This window comes from Stieleria marina, assembly GCA_007741555.1.
Lineage (GTDB): Bacteria > Planctomycetota > Planctomycetia > Pirellulales > Pirellulaceae > K23-9.
Map to the genome: position 1 here is coordinate 373794 of CP036526.1, position 20856 is coordinate 394649.

17 protein-coding genes are annotated in these 20856 nt (G+C 53.9%); 11 read left to right on the forward strand and 6 right to left on the reverse strand.

The features are described from left to right. Positions 1–35 precede the first annotated feature (35 nt). The 5 genes from K239x_RS01355 to K239x_RS01375 all read left to right on the forward strand — a co-directional run bounded on the left by K239x_RS01355 (position 36) and on the right by K239x_RS01375 (position 6925). Positions 36–2084 (forward strand): efflux RND transporter periplasmic adaptor subunit, encoded by a 2049-nt coding sequence (locus K239x_RS01355; protein WP_145415902.1) that lies wholly within the window; start codon positions 36–38, stop codon positions 2082–2084. 68 nt (positions 2085–2152) lie between these two features. Further along, positions 2153–3139: an efflux RND transporter periplasmic adaptor subunit gene (locus K239x_RS01360; RefSeq protein WP_419189542.1), complete on the forward strand. Its 987-nt coding sequence runs from the start codon at positions 2153–2155 to the stop codon at positions 3137–3139. A 96-nt stretch (positions 3140–3235) separates the two neighbouring features. Beyond that, on the forward strand, positions 3236–5473 hold the full coding sequence (locus tag K239x_RS01365) for a hemolysin D (protein ID WP_419189543.1): 2238 nt from the start codon (positions 3236–3238) through the stop codon (positions 5471–5473). A 323-nt stretch (positions 5474–5796) separates the two neighbouring features. Further along, positions 5797–6222: a DUF3467 domain-containing protein gene (locus K239x_RS01370; RefSeq protein ID WP_145415903.1), complete on the forward strand. Its 426-nt coding sequence runs from the start codon at positions 5797–5799 to the stop codon at positions 6220–6222. Between the two features lie 118 nt (positions 6223–6340). Beyond that, positions 6341–6925 (forward strand): LURP-one-related family protein, encoded by a 585-nt coding sequence (locus tag K239x_RS01375; RefSeq protein WP_145415904.1) that lies wholly within the window; start codon positions 6341–6343, stop codon positions 6923–6925. 53 nt (positions 6926–6978) lie between these two features. Here the strand turns inward: K239x_RS01375 and argH are convergent, their stop codons facing one another. Next, positions 6979–8358: an argininosuccinate lyase gene (gene argH, locus K239x_RS01380; protein ID WP_145415905.1), complete on the reverse strand. Its 1380-nt coding sequence runs from the start codon at positions 8356–8358 to the stop codon at positions 6979–6981. Positions 8359–8493: 135 nt separating this feature from the next. Between argH and K239x_RS01385 the strand changes: the two genes are divergently transcribed. From K239x_RS01385 to K239x_RS01400, 4 genes are all read left to right on the forward strand, one after another. Continuing rightward, entirely contained in the window at positions 8494–11226 is a 2733-nt protein-coding gene (locus K239x_RS01385; RefSeq protein WP_145415906.1) for a hypothetical protein, read from the forward strand. A gap of 118 nt (positions 11227–11344) precedes the next feature. Further along, a complete protein-coding gene (locus K239x_RS01390; RefSeq protein ID WP_145415907.1) occupies positions 11345–11743 on the forward strand; it encodes an SseB family protein in 399 nt (132 codons plus the stop codon). Between the two features lie 322 nt (positions 11744–12065). Further along, positions 12066–13529 carry a carboxypeptidase-like regulatory domain-containing protein gene (locus tag K239x_RS28200; protein WP_419189544.1) on the forward strand — a complete coding sequence of 488 codons (1464 nt, stop codon included), beginning with the start codon at positions 12066–12068 and terminating at the stop codon, positions 13527–13529. A 213-nt stretch (positions 13530–13742) separates the two neighbouring features. Then, the gene (locus tag K239x_RS01400) at positions 13743–14279 is read left to right on the forward strand and encodes a DUF1801 domain-containing protein (RefSeq protein WP_145415908.1); all 537 of its coding nucleotides are present in this window, start codon (positions 13743–13745) and stop codon (positions 14277–14279) included. Between the two features lie 112 nt (positions 14280–14391). Here K239x_RS01400 and K239x_RS01405 read toward each other — a convergent pair whose 3' ends face one another. Together K239x_RS01405 and K239x_RS01410 are read right to left on the reverse strand one after the other, a co-directional pair. Beyond that, positions 14392–14703 carry a hypothetical protein gene (locus K239x_RS01405; protein WP_419189545.1) on the reverse strand — a complete coding sequence of 104 codons (312 nt, stop codon included), beginning with the start codon at positions 14701–14703 and terminating at the stop codon, positions 14392–14394. Between the two features lie 43 nt (positions 14704–14746). Then, positions 14747–15208, reverse strand: coding sequence for a HugZ family pyridoxamine 5'-phosphate oxidase (locus K239x_RS01410; protein WP_145415909.1), 462 nt, complete (start codon positions 15206–15208; stop codon positions 14747–14749). 454 nt (positions 15209–15662) lie between these two features. Here K239x_RS01410 and K239x_RS01415 point away from each other — a divergent pair, with 454 nt between their 5' ends. Continuing rightward, on the forward strand, positions 15663–16793 hold the full coding sequence (locus K239x_RS01415) for a glycosyltransferase (protein ID WP_419189546.1): 1131 nt from the start codon (positions 15663–15665) through the stop codon (positions 16791–16793). Here the strand turns inward: K239x_RS01415 and K239x_RS01420 are convergent. Together K239x_RS01420 and K239x_RS01425 are read right to left on the reverse strand one after the other, a co-directional pair. Continuing rightward, complete coding sequence (locus K239x_RS01420) at positions 16745–17683, reverse strand: class I SAM-dependent methyltransferase (RefSeq protein WP_145415911.1); 939 nt, start codon at positions 17681–17683, stop codon at positions 16745–16747. The genes K239x_RS01415 and K239x_RS01420 overlap by 49 nt on opposite strands. Then, positions 17589–18437, reverse strand: a complete 849-nt coding sequence (locus K239x_RS01425) for a TylF/MycF/NovP-related O-methyltransferase (RefSeq protein WP_145415912.1) — start codon at positions 18435–18437, stop codon at positions 17589–17591. The genes K239x_RS01420 and K239x_RS01425 overlap by 95 nt, the downstream gene beginning before the upstream one ends. A 248-nt stretch (positions 18438–18685) precedes the next feature. Between K239x_RS01425 and K239x_RS01430 the strand changes: the two genes are divergently transcribed. Continuing rightward, positions 18686–19603, forward strand: coding sequence for a glycosyltransferase family 2 protein (locus K239x_RS01430; RefSeq protein ID WP_145415913.1), 918 nt, complete (start codon positions 18686–18688; stop codon positions 19601–19603). Between the two features lie 32 nt (positions 19604–19635). On the opposite strand, the gene K239x_RS01435 is transcribed toward K239x_RS01430, so the two are convergent. Further along, the gene (locus K239x_RS01435; protein ID WP_145415914.1) at positions 19636–20781 is read right to left on the reverse strand and encodes a hypothetical protein; all 1146 of its coding nucleotides are present in this window, start codon (positions 20779–20781) and stop codon (positions 19636–19638) included. Positions 20782–20856: the final 75 nt, after the last annotated feature.

A 20856-nucleotide genomic window follows, 5' to 3' on the forward strand; every position in this document is an offset into this window, starting at 1 on the left:
CTCCCGTCCAAACCCGCTCTCAGAATCAATCGCGCATGTCGGTCAATCAACAAAGCGTCGAAGAAACCAAGGCACAGATTCGCGGCTTGGTCAATGAAATTGCCACTTTGGCAAAGTCAGAGACCACCGCCGAAGAGTTCTATCCTGAGTTGCTTTCGCGAATCATCACTGCTTTGGCTGCGGCGGGCGGAGCGATTTGGTTGCTTGACGACGACCACCAGTTGCGACTGCAGTATCAGATCAATGCGGAACCATCGATCTTGGCCGCGGACACCGATGATGGGACTCGCCACACTCGTTTGATTCAGCGTGTGGCCAATAGCGGACAATCACTTTTGGTTCCGCCGTACAGTGGAACTACCGATGGCGACGCCGAAGGCAACCCGACGCGTTACTTGCTGGTTCTTGGGTCACTTTCGCATGACGGCCAAAAAGACGGACTGATCGAAGTCTTTCAGCGTCCCGACACGGCGCCCGATACTCAGCGCGGTTACTTGCGTTTTGTCGAACAGATGTGCGGCCTGGCAGCGGAATGGCTCAAAGGTCAAAAACTGCGAACGCTGGGCGATCGTCAATCGCTCTGGCAGCAAGCCGACTCGTTCGCGCGTGCGACACACGAGTCACTGGATCTGAAAGAAACCGCCTACATCGTGGCCAACGAAGGCCGCCGACTGATTGGTTGTGACCGAGTCAGTGTGGCAATTAAGAAAGGCCGTAGTTGCAAAGTCCAAGCCGTCAGCGGACAGGACACGATCGAAAATCGTTCCAACATTATATCGTCGCTGAATCGACTGGCCACGCGAGTCGTTGCAGCCGGCGAGCCGCTTTGGCATGACGGCAACACCGAAGACTTGCCGCCGCAAATCGAAGAAGCCTTGGAAGACTACGTTGACCAATCGTACGGTCGAAACATCGCAGTGCTGCCACTGCACGAACCCGAACGACGACTAGGCCAAGACAAAGAGACCGGAGCCGCCGGCGAGATTGATCGCGACAACGCGCACCGCGGTGAAGTCATCGGTGCGTTGATCATCGAACAAATCGAATCCGATATTCCGGCCGATATTTTCCGGGACCGTTGCAATTTGGTTTACGAGCACGGCACTCGCGCGATCGCAAACTCACGAGCGCACACCAATTTGTTCCTGATGCCAGTCTGGCGGACTTTGGGACACGCAACTTGGATGATTCGTGCCCGCACGCTTCCCAAAACGCTGGGCATTCTGGCGTTGATTGCCGCGGTGATCTGCGGCCTAGTCTTCATTCAAAAAGACTTTACGTTGGAAGCCGAAGGCACCCTGCAGCCTCTCGCACGTCAACAGATTTTCGCGGCCATCGACGGCGAAGTCATGAAGGTTCACGTCGACCACAATGACACGGTCAAAATTGGTGACCCTTTGGTAACGCTAAGAAACCGCGAAATCGAATATCAAATCACCGACTTGCTGGGGCAGATCTATACAACCAAAGCAGAGTTGGTCAGCACATTGGGCAAGCTGCGATCGCGTCAGGTTGATCCAGCAGACAAAGTCGCCCTGGCGGGGCAAAAGAACGAGCTGGAGAAAAAGCTGGAAGTGCTTGATCGCAAACTGAAAATGCAAGAAGAGCGAAAACAGCAGCTGGAAATTGTTTCGCCGATCAATGGTGTCGTGACATCGTGGGACGTCGAAAAAACACTGCATTCGCGCCCCATCATGACCGGCCAAGTTCTGTTGGAAGTCGCGGATCTCAGCAAGGATTTCTTCTTGGATTTGGAGCTGCCTGAAAAACGCGAAGGCCACTTGGACGAGTACATCGTCGAAAATAAACCTAACGTCCTTGATGTGACGTTCATTTTGGCAACGGACCCAGACGTCGATTTGGATGCGAAGCTGGACATGAAGAGCATTTCGGACCGCGCCGAGCCGCACGAAGAGCATGGTGCGATTATCAAAATGCACGCGGTTCCGACTCAAGCTGAGTTGCAGAAATTGAAACCACGAGCGGGAACCGGCGTCATCGCCAAAGTTCACTGCGGACGCGCGTCCAGCGGGTTCGTGTTCTTCCACGAGATCGAAGAGTGGTTGCACAAGTTCTTTTTCTAAGAAGGAAGAGCTGCGTTGTGAGCGAACCACCAAGTTCGTTCGCTCATGGATCAAGACCCCCATTCAAAATGAAAGTTCCCGTTATGACTTACTTTTCAATCTTTCGCATGGCACCGCCGGCAATCGCTGTCGCCATGTTGGCCGTTGCCCCATTGGCCCTGCTATCGGGCGTCAATGACGCAGCAGCCCAAGAAGGACGCTCGCCTGGTTCCAACGAGAGTATTCAGGCGGAAAACGCCATGGTTGGCTACATCAATAAAGTTGACATCCCTGCCGAAGTTCAGGGCGCACTCAACGTGATCAAAATCGAAGAAGGCATGACCGTCAAAAAAGACGATTTGATCGCCACCGTCGATGACAGCCAAGCCAAGCTGGCACTGGATGTCAAAAAAGCCGAAGAGGAAAGGGCTTTGATGGAAGCCACCAATGACATCAATCTGAAGGATGCCATCAACAGCGAGAAGATTGCACGCACCGAGGCCAAGGCGTACGAAGATCTGCACAAGCAGGGAGCGACCCCATTCTTGGAGCTTCAAAAGAAACGACTCGAAGCCGAGCGTGGGATCCTGAAAATCGATTTGGCCGAACGCCAAAAGAAGATGTCCAAGGTCGACTACTTCGCAAAACGTGCTGAGTTGCGTTTGGCCGAAGACGAAGTGCAACGACGCGAAATCCGTGCTCCGTTTGACGGCTTCATCGAAAAACGCGAAGCCCAGCTTGGGCAATGGGTTCAGCCAGGCAGCCCCATCGCAACACTGGTTCAGATGGACAGACTAAAAGTCATCGGCGATATCGACGCGCTGCGTTTTTCGGGCCGAGTCATGAAAGGTTTGCCCGTCACGGTCGAGGTTTACCACAGTTCGGATTCCAGCAAGCCCCATCGAATCGATTCCAAGATTGCCTACGTCAGTAGCGAAATCGATTTGAACAATCGATACCGCATCTGGGTCGAGATTCCCAACACTCCCGTCGGTGAAGACTGGTTGCTTCGCCCAGGGATGCGAGCGGAGATCACGATCACAGCCGGCAACGGTCCCGACAATTCCGTGTTTTAAACCGTTCGCTCTTCCACGCAGAGCATGAACCCCAATGGTAGGCCCTCCAGGTGAGAGGGCGATGATTGAACCTCGAATCGCGAATTTTTACATCCCATGGCAACTCTTGCCGAATCCCTTGTTAGCAGCTCCTCACGAGCGCTGACGGTGCGCAAACGCCCGGATTTAACATCCAGTCGTCACCGTTATCAGGGTGAAGGCTATTGGGTGGTCAAAGAACCGGTGGGGCTTCAGTACTTTCGGTTTCATGACGAAGAGTTTTACATCCTGAACATGCTCGATGGGCATGTCAGTTTGCAACAGATCAAAGACGGATTTGAACAGCGATTCGCGCCGCAGAAAATCACCTTCGGCGACTTGCAGCAGTTCATCGGAATGTTGCACCGTAGCGGACTGGTGATCAGCAATTCGCCTGGCCAAGGCAAAGCGCTCCGCGAACGCGGTCGACTGAAGAAAAACAAAGAAGTGATGGGCAAGTTCACGAATGTGTTTGCCTTGCGATTTCGTGGGTTCGACCCAGAGAAAATACTCAACGGCATCTTGCCGTGGTTGGGCTGGGTTTTCACCGTACCGGCGCTGCTGTTCTTTATCACTTTGCTAGGTTCGTCGACGTTGCTGTTGGCTAGCCAGTACGAAAGCGTCTACGCAAAACTACCGACCTTCCAGCAGTTCTTTGCCGCTGACCGCTGGCTGATTCTGGCGGTCACAATGGCGATCGTCAAAGTGCTGCACGAATTTGGGCACGGTTTGAGCTGTAAAAAGTTCGGCGGCGAGTGCCACGAAATCGGCTTCATGCTGCTGGTGTTCACACCTTGCTTGTACTGCAACGTGTCCGATTCATGGATGTTGCCCAATAAGTGGAAACGTGTATGGATTGGTGCAGCGGGGATCTATGTCGAAATGATCTTGGCATCGATGGCTGCCTACGTTTGGTGGTTCACCGAAAGCGGCACGACGCTTAACGACCTGTGTTTGAACATGATGTTCTTAAACGTTGTCAGCACCGTTTTGGTCAACGGCAACCCGCTGCTTCGATTTGACGGCTACTACATCTTGATGGACATGTTGGAAATTCCCAACTTGCGTCAAAAGAGTACCGAAGTTTTGAAGCGTTGGTTTCAACAAACCTGTTTGGGTTTGGAGCTGCAAGACGATCCATTTTTGCCGACTCGTGGCAAAGTTTGGTTCGGTGCGTTTACGATCGCTAGTGTGATCTACCGCTGGGTGGTCGTGTTTTCGATCTGTTGGTTTGTGATCAAGGTGTTGGAGCCCTACGGTCTGCAAGCAATCGGGCGAATGGTCGCCGTCGTTGGTTTTGCTGGTCTAGTCGCTCAGCCGGTGATTCAAACTTGGAAATTTTGTCGTACTCCTGGGAGACTGTCGAAAGTGAAACGTGTGCCATTGATGATCACGCTGGCCGTGGCTGCCTCTGTGATCGCGGCCGTGTGCTATATCCCGCTTCCCCACCACATTGATTGTGCTTTTGAGATCCAGTCCAGCGAAGTCGGGCGTGTCTACGCTGGGGCGCCAGGACAGATTCAGTTGACGACCGTGCCAGGTGCGCAGGTCCAAAAAGGCGACACGATTGCCGTGCTGCGAAATCAGGATCTAGAGATTCGCATGGCGGACTTGGACGGCGAAGAAGAAGTGGCTCAGTTGCAGTTAAAAAACCTGTCGTCGCGTGTCGCACGCAACCGTTCGTTGAGTGCACAGTTTGAAGCCCAGCAGGAGCTGATCGAGTCCATTCGGCAATTGAAAGCCAAGACGCAAGAGGACCTCGATCGACTGACGGTCCGAGCGACTCGGGCTGGATTTGTAATCCCACCTCCCGAGCGAAAGAGTCAAAAAACAGGGGACGATCGGTTGCCGTCTTGGACAGGTTCACCTTTGGAAGAACGCAATCGCGGAGCCATGCTGACAGCGGACGATCTGATCTGCGAAATCGGCAGCAAAGATGCCGTCGAAGCTGTGCTGATGATCGACCAGGGTGATGTGCAATTGGTGCGTGAAGGTCAGGACGTCGATTTGAAACTTGATTCGCGACGGCTGAAAACCTTTTCCGGTGTGATTGGCGAAAAATCACAAGAGCCGATCGGTGCGGCTTCGTCATCGCTGTCCAGCCAAACCGGCGGTGATTTGCAAACCGAAATTGACCCAACCACCGGCATGATCAAACCACGAAGCGTGACCTATCAAGCGCGCGTTCCGTTGGAAGCGTCTGAGATACCGATGAAACCTGGCTACCGAGGTTCGGCCAAGATTCATGTCGACCCAATGTCGCTAGGCAACCGACTTTGGCGCGTGATAGCCAAGACGTTTAACTTCGAGTTCTAGTGACAGTTTACGCATCTTTCGCGTTTTAACGATTAGGTCGGCATTGATAACGAAATATGAACTACGTGAGGCGACTTTGCATTGCGACCCCCCATTGAAACGTTAGGATATTGATCGGAAAAGTTGCACCGCTGTTTTCGATCAACGACGAAACAAATCGCGGCGAATCGGTGCTGGATTGGGATTTTTTCCAAGACAAAAAAACAATCGCTGCGTCCAACCCCACACACCGAAACTGACTTTAGGGACCAAGCCGTATCTTGGTCATTTCCCTTTCCCACCCCCATCCACTTTTTAATTTCAATTCGGAGTAAGACCAAGTTATGGCAGACACCACGAAGAGCACCGATGCAAAGAAACCTGCAGCCGCTGCAGAGCCCGCCGCAGCCGCTCAAACACAAGCGCAGCCCGTTCAGGTTCAAGTTGAAGACGCAAACGCAATGGCGACTTACGCCAACTTCTGCCGCGTCACTGGTTCGCCCGAAGAACTGATCGTTGACTTTGGTTTGAACCCACAGCCTATCGGTGTGCCCAAGGATCCAATCCAAGTCAAGCAACGCATCATCGTCAACTTCTACACTGCAAAGCGTCTGTTGGCTGCTCTGCAAATGTCAGTGGCGCGTCACGAGAGCGTCTTTGGCGTCTTGGAAACGGACATCAACAAGCGTGTTCGTCCAGGTTTGGCACAACAACAGCAAGCTGCTGCTGGACAAGCTGCACCTGCTGCTGCTCCTGCAAAAAAGAGCTAGTAAATTCACTTCTTTGAATTGCCACATCAAGGCAATTGATTGCGATATCATGGCCGTAGCTTGATCCCAAGCTGCGGCCTTTTTCGTTTCCGCCTTTCTCAACGCATGAACTACAGCAATGCAGTATCCCCTCGAACTTCGATTCAAATTGCTCGCTTTTGGACAACGTATCAGCGCTACCGATGCCAGCGGCAACATGCTGATGTTCATCAAGCAGAAGATGTTTAAGCTGAAGGAAAAGGTGGAGATCTATCCGGATCAGAATCTCTCTCAAGTCATCTTTCGAATCGAAGCGGATCGGGTCCTCGATTTTTCGGCGAACTACCACTTCACCGATGGCGAAGGAAATGACTGGGGGGCGGTCCGTCGTAAAGGCATGCGATCGCTGTGGTCGGCACACTACGAAATCATGCAAGACGGACAGATCGACATGACGATTAGCGAAGAGAGTCCGATGAAAAAGATCTTGGAAGCTCTGCTGTCAGAGATTCCGATTCTTGGTTTTGCCGCCGTCTACTTGATCAATCCCAGCTACATCATCCGCCGTCCCGATGGCACGCCCGTCCTGCGATTGGTCAAGAAACCAGCCGTCTGGGAAGGCAAGTACACGATCGAAAAACTCGCCGATATTCCCGAAGACGACGAACTGCGATCGCTGATGGCCCTGATCATGTTGGTGTTGCTAGAACGCCGCCGCGGTTAGAACCCGCCCGGCAGTTTTGCGACGACGTTAACCCAGGCGGGAGGGATCCACGGTTAGGACCCAAGGCGTTCAGCCCACTGCGCCATTTGGCGTTTGACTTGCGTCGGGGCAGTGGATCCGTAGCTCACGAAAGCGTTGACAGCGTTTTCGCTGCCCAGGCATTCGAAGACGCTGGCATCGATTTCCGGCGCGTGGGCCTGCATGGATTCAAGCGACAGATCGCTCAACGCAACGTCTTTCTCCATCGCTTCACCAACGATGGCACCTACCAAGTGATGGGCTTTGCGCTGTGGCATGCCTTTTTTGATCATCCACTCCATCAACGTGGTGGCGTCCAGATAGCCTTTTTCAAGTCGGCTGGCGATCGAATCACGTTGCAACACACTGCCTTGGACAATCGGCGCGGCCAATTCCAGCATCGCGATGATCGTGTCGAATGAATCGAACAGCGGTGGTTTGTCTTCTTGTAGATCTCGGTTGTATGCCAGAGGGAGATTCTTGACCAACAACATCAGTGTTTGCAGGTTGCCCATGACTCGCGCGGACTTGCCGCGTGTCAGTTCCAGCGTATCGGGATTGACCTTTTGTGGCATGATGCTGCTGCCGGTACAGAAAGCCTGTGGGATTTTGATGAAGTTAAATTCAACGGTACTCCAGAGAATCCATTCTTCACTCCAGCCGCTCAAGTGCGAAGCGATCACTGACAACACAAATGCGCTTTCCAAAACGAAATCGCGATCACTGCTGGTATCCAGGCTGTTCGCGGTCACTCCGTCAAATTCAAGCAGCGCGGCGGTCTGTTCGCGATCGATTGGGAGTGTGGTTCCTGCCACGGCGGCGATGCCCAAACTGGATTGGTTCACTCGGCGACGGCAATCGGCAATTCGCTCGCGATCGCGTTGGAATTTTTCGATGTATGCCAGCCAGTAGTGTGATGCCAGCACCGGCTGGGCACGCTGCAGGTGCGTATATGCAGGCAGCATGATGTCAAAGTCGCCTTCGCAACGACTCAGAAACGCCCGTTGCAGATCATGCAGACATTGGTCAACGGTATCCAGTGCTTCGCGAATCCACATCCGCACGTCGGTGCTGACTTGATCGTTTCGGCTGCGCGCGGTGTGCAGTTTTCGTCCGACATCGCCGATCCGATCGATCAAAGCCTGCTCGATGTGCATGTGAATGTCTTCAAGCTCGAAACGAATCGGCAGCTTATCGGCATCCAGTTCGGATTGAATCTGTAGCAAAGTGTCTTGGATCTGAGCGAATTCTTCCTTGGTAATCAGTCCAACGGTTGAAAGCATTTGCGCATGAGCGATGCTGCCGCGAATATCTTGGCGATATAGCCGACGATCAAAGCTGATGCTTTCGGCATAGGCCTCGAGTCGCTCGTCGGTACTGGCTTGAAAAACGCCGCTGCGCGAAGGGCTTTCCACGGTTGACTATCCGCATAGTGAATAGGAATGAATAATGACGCCTCGCTGATTCGCTGGCGAAGAAGGCGATCATTATCACTGAGAGCCAGCCGATAGCGACCCCGCTTGATCATCGATCCTCCAAAAATGCAGCTCATGCTCCCTTCTATCTCGCTCAAGCTCTCGCCGCTTTTTCGCTCACAGGCGTCCATTTCGCTGGCGTTTGCAATCGCCGCTTCGTTGGTTTCGTTTGCCGATGCGGTGGAAGTCCGCGTGACGGCAGCAACCGGACAGCCGTTCGGTGTGGCAACCATTGAATTGCCGGTCGCGGCACCGATTGCCGGACAATCACCGGCCCCGTTGCAGGTGAGCGACGATGATGGCCGCGTGATGTTTCCGATCGCAAACGATATTCGCGTCAAAGTCGCGCCGCCTTCGCGACGTCCCGTTCCGCGTCCAGGCAACGGTCGGTTGCTGGGACGGCTCGGCAATCTCATTCGTGAGATCACCGACGGCGAACCAGATATTCACAAAACGGTGGCTCGCCGCGTGACATTTTTGGTCGCTGGCGACCAGCCGCTCAAAGTGCGGTTGAGCGAATCCAATGTCGAAATTGGCGTCTACGAGATCGTTCCCGCCAACGATCCTCCGGTAGCTACCAAGTTGATGAACGAGTGGTGGGCTTCTTTTGGTGCGGCCGCCAAACGTCAGATTGATTCGGCCGATTATCCGCCTTGGGTCGAAAACTACCTCGTCGCCATGTTATCCGCCCAAAGTGGACAGCCGCTTCCCGATTGGTATGTGGGAGACGAACAGGAAGACGACGACCAGGTGATCGGGACTTTGAAACTTTTATTCGGTACCGAAGCGGTCGGCGAGACCATTTTTCGACGAGCGGCGGCTGGCGATTTTAAATCCGATCAGACCGCTGACTTGCCGCTGCCAGCGGGCCCCCTTTGGAAAAAATCGGAGTATCCACCGCTGCAAGCCGGGACACCAATCGAACCCATCGCCGGTCGAGTTCCGCCGGAGTGTTTTTATCTGCGGTTTGGACAGTTCGCCAACTACTTGTGGTTTCGTGATCTATCCGACGAATACGGCGGTGACTTGTCACGCATGATTACGCTGCGTGGGATCAATGACGAAGCGTCTTTGCGAGTCGAGAATCAGCTGAACATGAAAATGAATCAGTTGACACGAATGCTTGGTCCAACCGTGATTGATGACCAAGTGATCTTTGGACGTGATCTGTTCGTGTCCGACGGTGCTTCGATTGGCGTGATCTTAAAGGCCAAGAACGTTTACTTGCTCAAGACGTCCATCAACAATGACCGGTCCAATGCGGTCACCGCAGATCCAGCCGTGACTTTGTCGGACGTCACCATTGCCGGTAAGCCTGTCACGCTGCTGAGCAAAACGGACAACACGGTGCGATCGTTTATGGCGGTCGACGACGATTACATTTGCATCAGCAACAGCAAGACGTTGGTTCGTCGATTCTTGGAAGTCGGCGAAACGAAAGAGTCGCTCGCCAACACAGACGCGTTTCAGTTGTCCCGGCAACTGATGCCGGTGGATCGCGCCGATACGGTGTTTGCCTATTTTTCGCCGGAGATGATTCAAGGACTGATCGCACCGGAATACTTGATCGAACTGCGACGCCGGCTTCACGCCAAGAGTGATATTGCTTTGGTGCACTTGGCACAAACCGCAGCAGCTTCGGCGAATCGTTCGACGCAGGGTGTCGACCAATTGATCGACTCGGGATTTTTGCCAGTCGGTTTCGGCGTTCGACCTGATGGGAGCGGGGTGATTGCCGCGGGTGATCAAGTCATCGACACGCGACGTGGTTTGCGAGGCTGCTTTCTACCGATCGCGGACGTCGAACTGACGTTCGTTACGAGCGAAGAATCGCAATGGTATGGCAAGATCGCTGCCGAATATACGGAGCGTTTCGCGCAGATTGATCCGATCATGATCGGCGTGCAACGTGAAGATGTCGCCGGGGATCCGTCGGTCGAGCGACTGATCATTCATGCCGAGATTGCACCATTGTCGATCGAGAAATATGGCGAGATCGGAAAGCAGCTGGGACCGCCGACACGCGTGGCGATGAAATTTGCGCCCGACGACATCGTGGCCGTTCAGGCTCATGTCGCATCGAAACAGATCGGCCCGCCGACCCATTTGTTTGCGGGCATCAAAGACACCGTGCCTCCCAATCCTGAGCAGTTCGATGGCGTCATTAGTAGCTATCGCGCGCTTCAGACGTTGCCAGGTTACTTAGGTGCATGGCCGCAACCGGGGGCGATCGACCGGCTTCCGCTGGGCTTGGGGCGAGGCCGCGTGGTGGGGCCGGGTATGACTCGATTGCTAGGTGGGCTGTACCGATTTACCGATGAAGGATTCAGTATCGTGTCGTTCCAGCCAGATGTACTGCACGCCAGCTTGCCGTTTATCGAAGCGGTCGAAGTCGACAACCTGGCAACGGTCCGACTGCGAGTCGAAGACTTGACCGGTAGCAAGGTCGAAGGCTGGGTGAACGAGCAACTGTATCGCCGCGCAGCAGCCAGCAGTTCGGCCGGCGCCAACTTCCTCAATCTGCTCACGCGACAGCTGAAGGTCGATCCTGTCGCGGCTATGGACGTGACTGCCAACATTCTTGGAAGTGACTTACAGTGCGCTTTGGGAGGCCAGTACAGTTACTCGCAAGATCACGGTCGCTGGGTTAGCAGTGCGTGGAAGGGTTCTCTTCCGTCGCAAAGCATGCCGGCGGGATACATCGCACCGGCCATGAAGTGGTTTCGAGGCGCCGAAGCAACGTTGATCCAATACGCGGACCGATTGGTTGCCGATGCCGCCGTGACGTTGAAACGGCAGGGACGCTAGAGCGATTCGATTTGGAGGCAACGGTGGCAGGTCAGCGGGACTTGTCGTCCGCGCAGCCTTGTGGGACAAACGTTTGTGCGTAATGGCTGGAAGTTGAACCCATGGCTACGAATTCAATATGACGACGCAAATAGAATCTGAACTGATCGATGCGATTAACGCTCGAAAGGCTGCCGAAGTTCGTGAACTGATTTTTCAAATCGAATTCGTTTTGATCCGGGTCAGCGAAAATGAAGAAGAGGACGACGACGAAAACTTTGGTGCTCTGACCGCCAGCGTTGATGACGATGATGTCTTGGTTTCATTTACGTCCGAAGAAGCTGCCGGCAACTTCGTGGGGGCGAAGGGGCAAGAGCTGTTCGAAGAAGGGGAAGAGATCGAAGGATTTATGGTCGACGGCAAAACATTGTTGGAATACCTTCCCGAGACCTTTGGCTTGCTGATCAATCCGGAGAGCGAACTCACAGCCGTGATCGACGCGGATCTGGCTTCCAAAATCCGCTCCGACGACAGCTGATAGGCGATTCTGCTATCTTCGGAAGGACCGTTTGATAGACACCTTTCAAGGGGGGGGTGCGTGGTGCTTTTACCATCCGAATCTGGAAAGGTCTGTGATGGGACGGAATTTTTGTCCTCTGAATGCGTCAAACCAGCCTTCTACCGGGGCGAATTGCTCCCGTGCAGTATTTGTCTTGGCCAAGAATTGGTTTTTACCTGGACTTTGGCCTCAAAATCAGTACATTGCTCACCGATATCGGCGGTAACTACGTTTTCCGCCTAATTGTTAGAAACTACGCATCTTGTCTTTGCCACAACACAATTTTATTGAAGGACGCCGCATGAGCCGTCTAATGTCGCTTTTCTGTCTGGCCGCTTGCCTTGTTGCTTTACCGCAAGCAGGCGCAGAGGACAGCAAATCGGTCACTTCTGCTGATTTGACAATCAATCAATGGGTACTGCCGGCTGAGCCAGGCACTTTAACTGGTCGCATTGTTGCCGCTTCGGCTGATGGTTCGTCCGTCGCTGTTGCTAACGCCAACGTTGCGATCGTCGACAAATCAGGGAAGGTTCTGCGGGGAGCAACTTTGACAAACGCAAAAGGCGAATTTGTCATCAAAGATGCTCAGCCAGGCGTTTACGCGTTGAGCGCCCGTTCGGGCAACTTCTTCGCAGCCTGTGCCATGCACGTTCTGTCGGACACTCAAGCAAAAGACGGTCAGTTCGCCAGTGCTGTCGAAGTATCGGCTGCCGCGATCGAGTACAAGACTCTGCAAGAGGCGATCGTTCGGTACCTGCCTACTTCGTCCAAGCCAGCTGCCTCGGCTGTCAATCCTGTGATCGCGGGCAATCAACTACCTGAATTGGCTGAAACAGTTGCTGCTCCCGAGGCGTTCCGCGTGGCTCAAGTCAACGGCGGAATGTTGGGACAGATCTTCTCGGCTGGCGTCGAAGGCACTTCGCTGCCAAACGCTCAAACAACTAACGTCTTCATCCTGAAAGACGGCGCCGAAGTGGCTCGCACTGTCACTAGTGCGACTGGCGATTTTCAAATCGAAAAATTGGGATTGGGAAATTACTCCTTGATGGCAATTGGCCCACAAGGTCTAGGCGTCATGGGCTTTGAACTGGTCAACGAAAACGACCTAAAGACTTCGGACAATGTTTCCAGCGATGGCGAACGCTACGTAGGTTTATTCAGCCGACTCCGAGCACGTCGTTGTGCTCGCAAGTGCTCGATACAAGTTGCACCCGTTTGCAATAGTTGCGACACCTGTGCAGTAGGATCGGTTGTTGCCGTGGCACCTGTGTTCCAGCCCGTGACGACTATTGCTGCAGTTGCTCCGGTTAACACCTGTGGTTGTGGTCAACCTGTCGCAACCTGCGGTTGTGGAATCCCTGTCGACCCATGTGGTTGCGGCGGAGGCACAGTGATCGCAGATGCTGGTTATGTCGAAAGCATTCCAATGGAAGGACAGATTGTCGACGGAACCATCATCGACGGTGGAATTGTTGATGGCGGCATCATCGACGGTGGAATTGTTGACGGCGGATTCGTCGACGGCATGCCAATTGATGGATTCGGCGGTGGTGGCGGCTACGCACCAGGCTACGGTGGTGGTGGCGGATTCAGTGGCGGCGGTGGTGGATATGGCGGCGGCGGCGGTGGACTGCTTGGTGGTGGTGGGCTTGGTGGCATCGCTGCTCTAGCTGGCATCGGCGGCATTATTTTGGCCACAACAGACGACGATGACGACAACGTTATTCAGCCAGCTCCTATTGCCAGCCCTGTTTTTCCTAACTAGGCGAGTGCTAGAGAACAAAACGGTCTAAGTACCAAACATTCAACACGCTCTGATATAAATTCAGAGCGTGTTTTTTTGCGCACCTCGAACAGTCTTTTTCGATACTCTGCCGCTCTTTTGGAAAGCAGGCAGGCGATCGGTGACGATTGATTGCCCAACGCTGAGTTGCTCTGTTGGGCGTCGCTTCCATTCCATCGACAGGCCTTCATTCTGATGCAAAGCAAAGCTGCGACAGTCGCACAGTACTTGCGAGAGCTACCCGATGAACGGCGTGCTGCGATCAAAGCGGTTCGTAAAACGATTCGTCAGCATCTGCCCGACGGTTACAAAGAGGGCATGCAGTATGGAATGATCGGGTACTACGTGCCGCACAAATTGTACTCCGCGGGCTATCACTGCGACCCAAGTCAGCCGCTGCCTTTTGCACACTTGGCATCGCAAAAGAACCACATGGCGATTTACTTGTTCGGGATGTATGCCGACGCGAAAATTGAAAAGTGGTTTCGCCAGCAATGGGAAAAAACTGGCAAGAGACTCGATATGGGCAAGTCGTGCATCCGTTTTCGCAAGCTAGACGATTTGCCGCTTGAGTTGATTGGGCAATCGATCGGTAAGATTCCGGTGGAACACTTGATCCGGCAATACGAAGCGTCCGTTGATCCCGCGCGTCGCAAGGCGCCGCAGAAACGGGCCAAGAATATCGCCGCGAAAAAAACACGCACCAAAAAACGCAGTGCAAAAAAGCCATGAGCACGGCGCAGGCTGAGCCAGTGTCAGTGGCAATTCATTGGTCAGGATTTCGCCGGCAGGGATTGTTGCAGTTTCCGCATTTACACGGCAAAGCCTCAGCTAGACATTTCGATTAGCTTTGAGGCGGTTTGGCTTTGACCAGACAGTGGAATCCGACGCAAGGTTCTTCTTCTTCGCGTTCGACCGCCGCAGCTTCTAGTATTTCTTGCACTTGCTGCAGTCGCAGCGGATTCAGCGCCGCAGATACGACACGCTGTTCGCCATCGGGCCCCATCATGACGGTGGTGATCACCGCGACCGTGTCTTCGTGCTGCAGGGCACCGATGATGTGTTCGCCGACTTGTTGCTCGGCATTTTTGATCGTCGTAACAAACTGTGCAATCTTATCCTTGTCGACTTTGTCAGCAACTTTAACTTGTGGCATGGATGCGTCTTGTAGCAATAGGCAGAGAATAGATAAGTAAACGCTACGCCGACAATTGGTCGGCTGTTAAAGTTTCGATGCGCCCAAAGCCAGCGACAAGGTGTGCTTCGCGGATATCCATTCGATAGATCGAAAAATCACCGAAATCGGCATACATTGCCGCCTCTGGATGCGTCTCTAAGAATTTCTCGCGTTCTTTTGCATCGGCGTCCCGAGGCAGTCGGACGACATCACCGACCACGGACAGTCTGGCACCCTCCAGCGGATTTCCGTTTTCGCCGCCGGGCTGAACCAGCAGCAGACTGCATTGCTTGTTTGAATTGAGGTTCTCCGTGTGTTTGGCCAAACCACTGAGCAGCATGACCAGTTGCGTCGGGGAGGAACTGGCAACAGTCACCAGAGTCACAAACGGGCTGCCACCGGATGAGAGTGTCCCCAGGCTGCCGACAAAGGCGGACTGAAGAATCTGTTTGGCTGGGTGATCATTAGTTGGTTGATCAGTCATCGTTCTCTCCGTTGGTGTGCAGGTACTCGCTAACAGTATGCCGATCCATGTGTCTGGAACAGACTCGCACGGGGGGATTTCTTGCGAGAATTGCGGCAAGTGCAAGCCGATTGTGATTCCGCAGAAATGCCTAAAGGAAAGACACCGCTGGATCTGATCATGCAAATGGCGATGTATCGATGGATCCCATAATCACGTTAGAATAGTCGGAAATGATAGGCGACTGGGTAGCCAGGGATAGCGTCGATCAGCGTGACTTGGGAAAGGAATCAGAGCGATGCGAGTAAGCCACTTCAACACTTATTTAGACGGGGGTGCTGCAACTGCTGGACGCCGCTTGCATGAAAGCCTGGTCTCAAATGGGATTGATAGTCACTTTCACTACTCGTCAAAAAATCCTGCCCCTGAAAACCTGGGGCAGACCTATCACGCGACGAAGTGGAGTCGAAGTGGTTTGGGAAAACGAATAGCCGGCGCGATCGACTTTCGCTTTCATCGTCAAAAGTTCAAAGCAGCGCTTCGCAATCGACCCACGGATCTGGAGATCTTTACGACACCGCGCGGTTCGACTGAATCGCTCTGGCCACCGATGGGCCATCCCGACAGGGACTTTGAGATCATCCAACTGCACTGGATTTCCAAGTTCATTGACTACCGGAGTTTTTTTGGATCTTTGCCCGCGTCGCAGCCAGTGGTCTGGACACTTCACGACATGAGCGCGATGACGGGCGGCTGTCACTTTAGTGATGGGTGTTTGTTCTATCGAACTGGCTGTGGCAATTGTCCGCAGCTAGAGCGCGGTGGCGCCAACGATATCTCGCGTCATGGTTTTTTGGAAAAGCAAGCAGCGATTGCGGATGCAAATCTACACATCGTTGCTCCAAGTCGCTGGCTGATCGAATCCGCCCAATCCAGTCTGCTACTACAGTCGGCGAAGTCGTTTACTCGAATTCCCTACGGCATCGATGCAGACGTCTATCATCCAATGGACCGTATCGAAGCGCGGAATCGATTGGGCATCGCACACGACGCAAAGGTAGTGTGTTTTGGCGCGATGGACATGAACAACCGTCGCAAGGGTGGCAAGCAAATGCTGCAGGCCTTTGCTGCGGTTGCAAACATGCCAAAGGTCACGGGGTTGGTTTTTGGTGCTGGCGAATTGAATGCTCCCGGGATCAATCTGCCACCTATTCACAGTGTCGGAATGGTAAAAGGTGTGCAGCAGCAACGCGCCGTGTTTAGCGCCGCGGACATCTATGTCTTGCCTTCACTGGAAGACAACCTGCCGCTGACGGGATTAGAAGCGATGGCATGTGGCACACCGATTCTTGGTTTCACTGCGGGCGGGATTCCCGACTACGTGCGACCAGGAGTGTCTGGGATGCTGGCCGAGAATGGCAACGCGGACGACCTGGGGCAGAAGCTGCGCTTGATGCTCTCTGACACGCAGCAGTGTCAGCAGCTTGGACAGACAGCAAGGCAAATGATCGTTGATGAATACGCTGCCACTCGTGAAGCGTTCGACTACATGCAGCTCTACGCTGCATTGGCAGATGGCGATGACGTCGACCGCGTCGCGGCTTGAGACACCTTGATGGCTTCCATGAACAGCGAGTCGGGTTTGCGAACTCGCTGGCCATCACGATCCAGGCCATAGGAATCAAAGCGATCGATGCGGCTTTCGTCAGCATGGCAAACTTGTGGGTGGTCCATGCCAATGTCGGTCAGCAATCTGCTTAATGAAACGCGGTCATACATCCAGCGATGAAGTTCACCGGATTGCCGGAAACGACCTTCGCGGTACGCGTCGCGACCCGTTGAACCATCGATTATTGTGACGGCTGTGAGAGCCAATTGCTTTCGCGTACTGGCAAGCAATCGCGAAAGACGCATGCCCAAGGTTTTGTGATTCTTGACCTTGGCATTGCCTTCGACTTCGTAGCCAAGTCGACCGCGAATGAATTCTTGGGGTGTCTCGCCGGGTTCGCGAATCGTCTGGCCCATCAATCCGCCGGTGCGTTGCCTTGTCATTTGGTCGATCAACTCCAACGTCATCCAACGATGTCGTGCGATATTGGTCGGTGTTGATTGGTCGCTGGCTGCCTGCAGTGTGCGTAGGTACTCGCGAGCAATGCCCTCTAAGTCAGGCACAGCGACACGAAGCACGCCACCCGGTTTCAAAACGCGAGCGCATTCGCGCAGCATCGACGCCGCAGCGTCTGGCGTAAGGTGCTCTAAAACGTGTGAGTGATAAACGCCGTCAAACTGGTCGTCTTGGTAGGGCAAACCACGACGAAGATCGTACGCGCGGACTTCGGGTGTGGCGGCCACCAAATCGATGTTCGTCCACGCGTTGTGGTAGCAGCGGCCGCAGCCAATATTAAGCAGCTTCACGGGATTCTCCAGCCTCAGGTGAAGCCGATTGGTTAGTGCCGGACGCTTGGCGACCTGGTGCATCACGGGTGATTCTTGCATGGTGAATTCCAATCCGCCCTGTGTAATCCAACCGGTGCAGCATCATGCCGATGTTGTGCTTGGCGAAGTACTCATCTACCGCACGACGAGCTCCCTGCCAGTGTCCGTAGTCGTCAATGATCAGCACGCCGCCGTCTGACAAACGCGAGAACAGATGTTCCATCTCGTGAGCCGTTGATTCGTACCAGTCCGTGTCCAGTCGTAGCAGTGCGATCTTGTTCGGTGCCGCCTCAGGAATTGTGTCTTCGACTTTGCCGACGTGATAATGAATTCGATCGTCGGGATACTGGGTCTGAACCATGTGCGACTGAACATCTTGAAGCGACGCGACACACCACACCGATTTGCCGTCGTTCTTGTCTTCGCTGGCAAGTTGTTCGACGGCGGTCGCACCATCGACGGACACGTCTGCTTCGGTCGGCTCGCTCATGCCTTCGAAGGTGTCAAAAAGATGAAGGTTGCGGCTGGTGTCGCCGGATCGTTTTAGCATTTCGGCAATGGCCATCATGCTGCCACCACGCCAGACACCGCATTCGACGATGTCGCCTTCGATGTCGGTTTCATTGATATAACGAACTGCTTCGCAAAGCCCATTGAGCCGTTCGGTGGACGTCATCGTGAATTGTCGAACCGTCGCCATGGTTTCCACGCTGTCGCGACTTAGGTCGGCCGGATAGCAATTTGGATCCGCCAGCTTCCGTTCTTGCCGAGCGGCACGCCGACGTTGTTTCCATGCTTTGAATCTGCGAATCACGATCGGACGCTCCGACTGGGGTTGGGCGCGGAATCTAGCTGCATTTGCTGACGATTCGCGCGAGAACGGTATCTATAAGACCGCTTGTAGTGCCCCCTGAGCCAACGCGTCAACGTCGCTTCCCCGGTCAAATCGCATCCGCGAGAGACCGCAGTCTCTGGATTCGGCTTGTGAATCGTTTTTGCATGCCTGTATAGATTGGATGTAAGCACACGTTTTCTATTTTCAACCCAATCGTTGCGTCTACCATGCTTGATGTGCCTGTTGCCTTTGTGATTTTCAATCGGCCAGAAGCGACGCGGCATAGTTTTGCAAGCATTCGCCGCGCTCAGCCGTCGCGGTTGTTTCTGATCAGCGATGCACCTCGGCCGAATCGCGATGGCGAAGTCCGTCTGGTGCAGCAGAGCCGTGACATCGCTGAAGGAGTCGATTGGGAATGTGACGTCACGCAAATCTACGCCGAGCAAAACATGGGATGTGGCAGACGGATCAGCAGTGGGATCTCCCAAGCGTTTGCCGAAGTCGACCGTCTGATCATTTTGGAGGATGACTGTGTCGCGGATGATTCGTTCTTCGACTACTGCGACGGTCTGCTAGATCGCTACCAAGCAGATGAGCGAGTGATGGCCGTGACGGGCAACAATTTCCAACAAGGTCATAGCCGTACTCCGTCCAGTTACTACTTTTCCAAATATCCTCATTGCTGGGGCTGGGCGACTTGGCGGCGAGCGTGGGATCTTTTTGATCTTTCGATCGCGAACTGGCCAACGTTTCGAGATACACAGCAACTGCAAACGATTTGTCATTCCGCGCGAGAAATCCAATACTGGACGCGAGTTTTTGACCAAGTTCACGCCGGAGACAGCCATAGCTGGGCTTTTCCGTGGACGCTGTCTTGTTGGATGAATCACGGACTGACGGCGATACCGGACGTCAATTTGGTTTCAAATATTGGCTTTGGTGTTGGAGCGACGCACACGCAAAAGGTCAACGGCCAAGCAACTTTGCCAACACATGCCTTAGGTGAAATTGTCCATCCAACCCATGTTCAGCGAAACTACATCGCCGACCAATTCACCGACGATCATGTTTTCAGCGGAAACGGGCGCCGTCGAACGATGCAAAAGATTGAAAACGCGTTTCGCAAGCTACGCCGGTCGGCCTAGAAAACGGGGGCACCCATCAAGTTGGCTTGCAACTAGGTTTGCGGAACAATTTTCAGGCCAGACTCTTCGACGACTCTCAGGAATTCGGAGCCTGAGTTTTGTGGGCCTCGCACCGTTGATTCGACCGGGCCGGGATTTGCCTCGGGATAGATCACGGGTTTTCCGAGCCAGAGCTGACCCAGATCCGGACGCCAGTCTCGATCGATGCCCAGGATGTCCCAGCGACTCATCGCCGGAAGCACCTCGGGTAAATGATAGGGCGACAGAGCGTGGCAGTTGAATAACGATTGGAGCAGGGAACCGTTGCTGCCTTGGAGCAGTGAACAGCGGTTGGAAATTGCTTGGGCCAAACGGGTTCGATAGCCAAGTCCGACGGGCAACAACTTGTGCGTCGCCGCGTTGTTACGAGCCAAGCTTTGAATCGGCCGGTTCAATGCATTGGTGGGCCGCTTGATGATGCGCCGCCAGTCTTGCTTTAACACGATATCCATGACTAACCCAGACCAGAGGACGGTGCGGTCATGCGCGTCGACAAACTGCTGCAGGTGTGTCAACCAACGAGCATGTTCCATGTCCAGACGCCCAAAGTTGTGCAGCATCTCTGGGTCAGGGCGAGGGGCGGGATCTTCTAGCCTTACGACTTTTACATCCAGTCGGTTGTCTTCGACAAATTTCTTGACCAGTGGATAGTTTGGTTCTGCTGACACGGCGGTCATCGGGCACTGCCAATCAAGCAGCAATAGATTCAAGCTGTCTTTACCACCGACCATGATGTAGTGGTTGGCATCGGGAAATCGTTCTTCGAAGCTCTGAACGCCAAGTTGCACCGCACGGGCAAAGTCTTCGAGGTTGGCCCGTGTCACTTCGTCGTTGACAGGCATGTCTTCGCTGACTTGAGTTCCCACAACAGGGCGGGTGTGCATTTTTAGCCGCACATCGGCGATCCCGTCGCGAAGGGTGTAGCCCTTCTTGCTGAGATGATGTTTCTGGATGTAGTCACGTCGAAGATGCAGTTCGCCAGTTTCGCGAACCAAGCTGAGCGGGTTGGTGCTATATCGGTCGCCAAGTTGATAGGCCGGCAGCAAGTCGCTGTCGCAGACAAACTGGTCAGCCGAAACAGCTTCGTTTGAACCTGACAACCACAAAGTCGTGTTGGTGATTACCGACGGATGATTCATGAGCGAATGGAAGATTCGAAAAGAGGGGGGGGCTGGCTTCGCGTTTATGTTGCCCAACAGTTTCTCACTGCTTGG